The organism is Desulfuromonadales bacterium (assembly GCA_035620395.1).
Classification (GTDB): Bacteria; Desulfobacterota; Desulfuromonadia; order Desulfuromonadales; family DASPGW01; genus DASPGW01.
The window spans coordinates 1-4,285 of record DASPGW010000249.1 but is presented as its reverse complement, the minus strand read 5'-3'; the positions used below and the strand labels follow the sequence as shown (position 1 = coordinate 4,285).

Annotated in this window: 6 protein-coding genes; all 6 read right to left on the bottom strand. The window is 62.5% G+C overall.

Annotation, left to right across the window (positions count from 1 at the left end; genetic code table 11):
* The coding region (locus tag VD811_13670; GenBank protein ID HXV22031.1) for a tetratricopeptide repeat protein at nt 1–989 on the bottom strand (989 nt) is incomplete at its 3' end.
* Between the two features lie 45 nt (nt 990–1,034).
* Nucleotides 1,035–1,388, bottom strand: coding sequence for a TraR/DksA family transcriptional regulator (locus VD811_13665; GenBank protein HXV22030.1), 354 nt, complete (start codon nt 1,386–1,388; stop codon nt 1,035–1,037).
* Nucleotides 1,389–1,418: 30 nt separating this feature from the next.
* The gene (locus tag VD811_13660) at nt 1,419–1,895 is read right to left on the bottom strand and encodes a 23S rRNA (pseudouridine(1915)-N(3))-methyltransferase RlmH (GenBank protein HXV22029.1); all 477 of its coding nucleotides are present in this window, start codon (nt 1,893–1,895) and stop codon (nt 1,419–1,421) included.
* Nucleotides 1,892–2,272: a ribosome silencing factor gene (rsfS, locus tag VD811_13655; protein HXV22028.1), complete on the bottom strand. Its 381-nt coding sequence runs from the start codon at nt 2,270–2,272 to the stop codon at nt 1,892–1,894. The genes VD811_13660 and rsfS overlap by 4 nt, the downstream gene beginning before the upstream one ends.
* 4 nt (nt 2,273–2,276) lie before the next feature.
* Nucleotides 2,277–2,933 (bottom strand): nicotinate-nucleotide adenylyltransferase, encoded by a 657-nt coding sequence (nadD, locus tag VD811_13650; GenBank protein ID HXV22027.1) that lies wholly within the window; start codon nt 2,931–2,933, stop codon nt 2,277–2,279.
* A gap of 62 nt (nt 2,934–2,995) precedes the next feature.
* On the bottom strand, nt 2,996–4,252 hold the full coding sequence (locus tag VD811_13645; GenBank protein HXV22026.1) for a glutamate-5-semialdehyde dehydrogenase: 1,257 nt from the start codon (nt 4,250–4,252) through the stop codon (nt 2,996–2,998).
* Nucleotides 4,253–4,285: the final 33 nt, after the last annotated feature.

Genomic DNA, 4,285 nt, shown 5'->3' with positions numbered 1-4,285 from the left:
TCGCCGCGCTCGAGCAGGGCGGAGCGGTAGAAGGAAAGGAGGGTGGCCGGGTCCTCGGCCTCCATATAGAGATCTTCCAGGCGTGACAGGAAGATGCTTTTGCCAAGTGCCTGATAGCCTTCCTGCCAGACCCGCACCGCTTCCTCGCGCTGCCGCAGGGCGCGGCAGGCGTCGCCCAGCGAAACCCGGGCCGGGGTAAACTCCGGCGCTTCCTTGACGATGTCCCTGAGCTCGTTCCTGGCCTGGTCGGCCGCTCCTTCCTGCAGAGCCAGACGGGCCACTTCGTAGCGCAGGAAGAGGTTCTTCTGCTTTTCCTCTTCCAGTCTGCGACTGCCGGCGGCCACCTTGAGGAGGCGCTTCTGCAACTCCTGTGCTTCCTTCCAGCGGCCGTGCCGGATATGCAGGTCACGCAGACCGCGCAGCGCCTTGCGATTATCGCTCTCAAGGGCGAGGATCGCCTGGTAGGTCTGGATGACATCTTCGTCCTGGCCGATCTCCTCGTAGGTGGCGGCGAGCTTGAACAGCACTTCCAGGCTCTTTGGTTCGATCCCCCGCGCCTTGCGCAGCAGGCTCACTCCTTCCTGGGCGTCGCCTTCCTGCAGGTGGACGCTGGCCATGGCGATATAGGTCTCGACGCGGGACGGGTCGCGCTCCAGGGCCTTCTGCAGCAGGCTGTGGGCCTTCTTGATGTCTCCCGAGAGCAGCCTCCCGACCCCCTCGCGGTAAATGGCCGCCACTTCGCGCATTTTCTTTTCGTTACGGTCGCGCTTCCAGTGCTTGACCATATGGCTCACCGTGCTGTAGACGTGCGCGAGATAGCCGAGAGCCAACCCGAACAGCACAAGGCCTACCACGACGATGGCGGTCGAATAGGTGATACTCTGATCCGGGAAGAGGAAGATGGTGATTTCGTGCGGGTTCAGGCCGGAGAAATAGATAAAGAAGGCCAGAAAAAGGATTACAAGCAGCAGAAACGACATGAACGTCATGTTCTTCTCCCGGGGCAGAGCCCTGATAACAGGGGGCGATAGGGGTTATTCGCCGAACTTCTCAATTTCTGTCTTGCACTCCACGCAGTAACGGGAGAAGGGGCGTACAGCCATGCGCTTGGGGGCGATTTCCTCGCCGCAGCGCATGCAGACGCCATATTCGCCGCTGGCCAGACGATCAAGGGCGGCGTCGATATCGCGAATCTTCTGCCGCTGCGTTTCGCTGAGATTGAGCAGAACGTCGCGGCTGTAGGTCTGCGAGGACATGTCGCCGATGTCAGGAACGCCGTCCTGGCCCATTTCCCGGCAGGCGGCGGCGGCATCCTGCACCTCCTGCATCAGTTCGCGACGCATCCGCAGCAGTTGTTCCTTGGCCGCTTGCAGCTCTTTCTCTTCCATCAGTCAATACACTCCTTACAGTGAACAATGTCAGCGGTTGTGATACGGCTCGTTGCGCAGGATGGTCAGTCCCCGGTAAATTTGCTCCAGCAGAAAAAGTCGGGCCATCTGGTGGGTGAACGTCATGGGGGAGAGCGACAGCAGCAGGTCCGCCCGACCCCGGACTGCTTCGCTCAGCCCGTAGGGGCCGCCGATGACCAGCGCCACTTCTGGAGTCCCCTGCACCATGTGGCGCTCCAGCAGGGCGGCCACACCTTCAGAAGTCATGGTTTTGCCGCGTTCATCGAGAACGACGGTGAATGCCGTTGCCGGGATCTTCTCCAGAATCCGCTCCCCCTCCCGTTCGCGCAGGTGGCGGGGATCGCCCTTTTTGCCGCCGACCTTTTCTTCCTTCAGTTCGCTTACCAGCAGCGGCATATAGCGCGTGATGCGGGCGGCAAAATCGTCGACACCGTCCCGCAGGTAGTGCTCCGAGACCTTGCCGACGCAGACCAGACGAAGTTTCACCTTGCCCCGGCCTGCCGCTCCCAATGATACTCGTCGGGAACGGAGATCTCGGCCGCTTCGCTCCAGAGCCCGTCAAGATCGTAGAACTCCCGAACCGGTTGCTGGAAGATGTGTACCATGACGTCGCCGTAATCGATGAGCACCCAGCGCCCCTCGTTCATTCCTTCGACCGCCAGAGGGAGAATGGCATGGTCCTTTTTCAGTCCGAGGCGCACCGACTCGGCCACCGCCTGGACCTGTCGGTCGGAACGGCCCGAGGCAAGCAACAGGTAATCGGTCAGGGATGAAAGCCCCCGCACTTCGAGAATGCGGACGTCGAAGGCCTTTTTCTCCAGAGCGTAGGCGGCGCAGAGGATGGCCCGTTGTTTCGATTCCAAGCGGTTATAACCTTTCCTGGCCACGGTAGAAACCGTGGCGGACGATGTAGTCCTCAACGGCGGCGGGAACGAGGTAGTGAATCGAGCGCCCCTCGGCCACCATCCGGCGAATCCGGGTGGAGGAGATGTCGAGTCGGGTTTCTTGAAGGAAAATCACCGACGTACCGCAGCGATGCTGCAGCGTTTTGGCGGCGCAATCATAACAGAAGTCGGCCCGGATGGCAACGGGCAGCAGGCCGAGCGGATCTCCGCCGGGGCTGCCGGGGCGGGCGGCGACGACGATGTGCGCCAGCTCGAAAAGACGGCGGTACTCCTTCCAGGAGGTGATGTCGCGGAAGGAATCCATGCCGACGATGAAAAAGTATTCGTCCGCCGGGTTCTCCCGGTGCAGAATCTCCAGGGTATGGACCGAGTAGCTCTTGCCGGTGCGGCGCCCTTCCAGATCGGAGACACGGAAATAGCGGTTATCGGCCACCGCCAGCTCCACCATAGCCAGCCGGTGTGCGAAGGGGACATCCTCGGCGACATTCTTGTGCGGTGGCAGGGCGGCCGGGATGAACAGGATCTGGTCAAGAGCACAAACTTCGCGCACCTCTTCGGCAATCCGCAGATGCGCGAGATGGATGGGATTGAAGGTGCCGCCGAGGATGCCGATGCGCATGGGATGGCCGTTGTAGGGCGGGGTTCCGCCGCCCCGGGCGCGGGCGCCGCGCCCCTACATGATTATTGTCTTATCTGCCCGTCACCGAGTACGACGAATTTTCGGGTGGTCAGATCCTCCAGTCCCATCGGACCGAAGGCATGCAGCTTGGTGGTGGAGATGCCGATCTCCGCCCCCAGCCCGAGCTGGTTGCCGTCCGAAAAACGAGTCGAGGCGTTGACCATGACCACGCTCGAGTTGACTTCACGCAGAAACCTCTGGGCGTTGGCGTAGTCGCCGGTGACGATGGTCTCGGTATGCAGGGAACAGTATTGCTGGATATGGTCAATGGCCTCGTCAAGGTTGTCGACCACCTTCACCGCCAGAATCAGGTCGAGATATTCGGCTCCCCAGTCCGTCTCGCTCGCTGCCATTACCTCGGGGGCGAATTCGCGCGTCACCGGACAGCCGCGCAATTCGACACCCTGGCTGCGCATGGTGGCGACGATGCGCGGCACGAAGGTTTCGGCAATGTCCTTGTGGATGAGCAGGGTCTCCATGGCGTTGCACACGCCGGGGCGCTGGACCTTGGCGTTGACGCAGATCCGTTCCGCCATCTCGAAATCGGCGCTGGCATCGACAAAGACGTGACAGACTCCCTTGTAGTGCTTGATGACCGGGATGCGGGAGTGCTCGACGACGAAGCGGATCAGTCCCTCGCCGCCGCGGGGGATGATCAGGTCGATTTCCTCCTCCAGTTTGAGCAGCTCAAGCACCGCGGCGCGGTCCGTGGTGGCGACCACCTGCAGGGCCGCCTCCGGCAGGCCCATGCGCCGGAGTTCTTTTTTGAGCAGGGCGCCGATGGCGGTGTTGGAATGCACCGCCTCGGAGCCGCCGCGCAGAATGACGGCGTTGCCGCTCTTCAGGCAGAGGCCGGCAGCATCGGCCGTGACGTTGGGACGCGCTTCGTAGACGATGCCGATCACGCCGAGGGGGATGCGCATGCGCCCGACCTGGATACCGTTGGGCCGCCGCCACATGCCGGTGATCTCTCCCACCGGGTCGGGCAGGGAAGCTACCTCGCGCAGGCCGTCGGCCATGGCCCGGATGCGCTGCTCGTCCAGCCCCAGGCGGTCGACCATCGCCGCCGAAAGTCCCTTCTGCCGGCCGGCGGCCACATCCTTCTCGTTGGCGGCCAGCAGCTCGGCGGCGCCGTGTTCCAGTGCGTCGGCCATGCGCCGCAGCAGGTCGTCCTTGACCGCGGAAGAGAGTTTGGCCATGACCCGGGCCGCCTGCTTCGCCTGCCGGGCAAGTTGCAGCATCTCATTCTGGATGTTCATGATGTTCCTCCGACTAGTCCGAAAGGTCGGACC

Excerpts from the sequence above, each read along its gene's own strand:
- nadD (HXV22027.1), bottom strand. The coding sequence starts at position 2,933 with ATGCGCATCGGCATCCTCGGCGGCACCTTCAATCCCATCCATCTCGCG.
- VD811_13645 (HXV22026.1), bottom strand. The coding sequence starts at position 4,252 with ATGAACATCCAGAATGAGATGCTGCAACTTGCCCGGCAGGCGAAGCAG.
- VD811_13665 (HXV22030.1), bottom strand. The coding sequence starts at position 1,388 with ATGGAAGAGAAAGAGCTGCAAGCGGCCAAGGAACAACTGCTGCGGATG.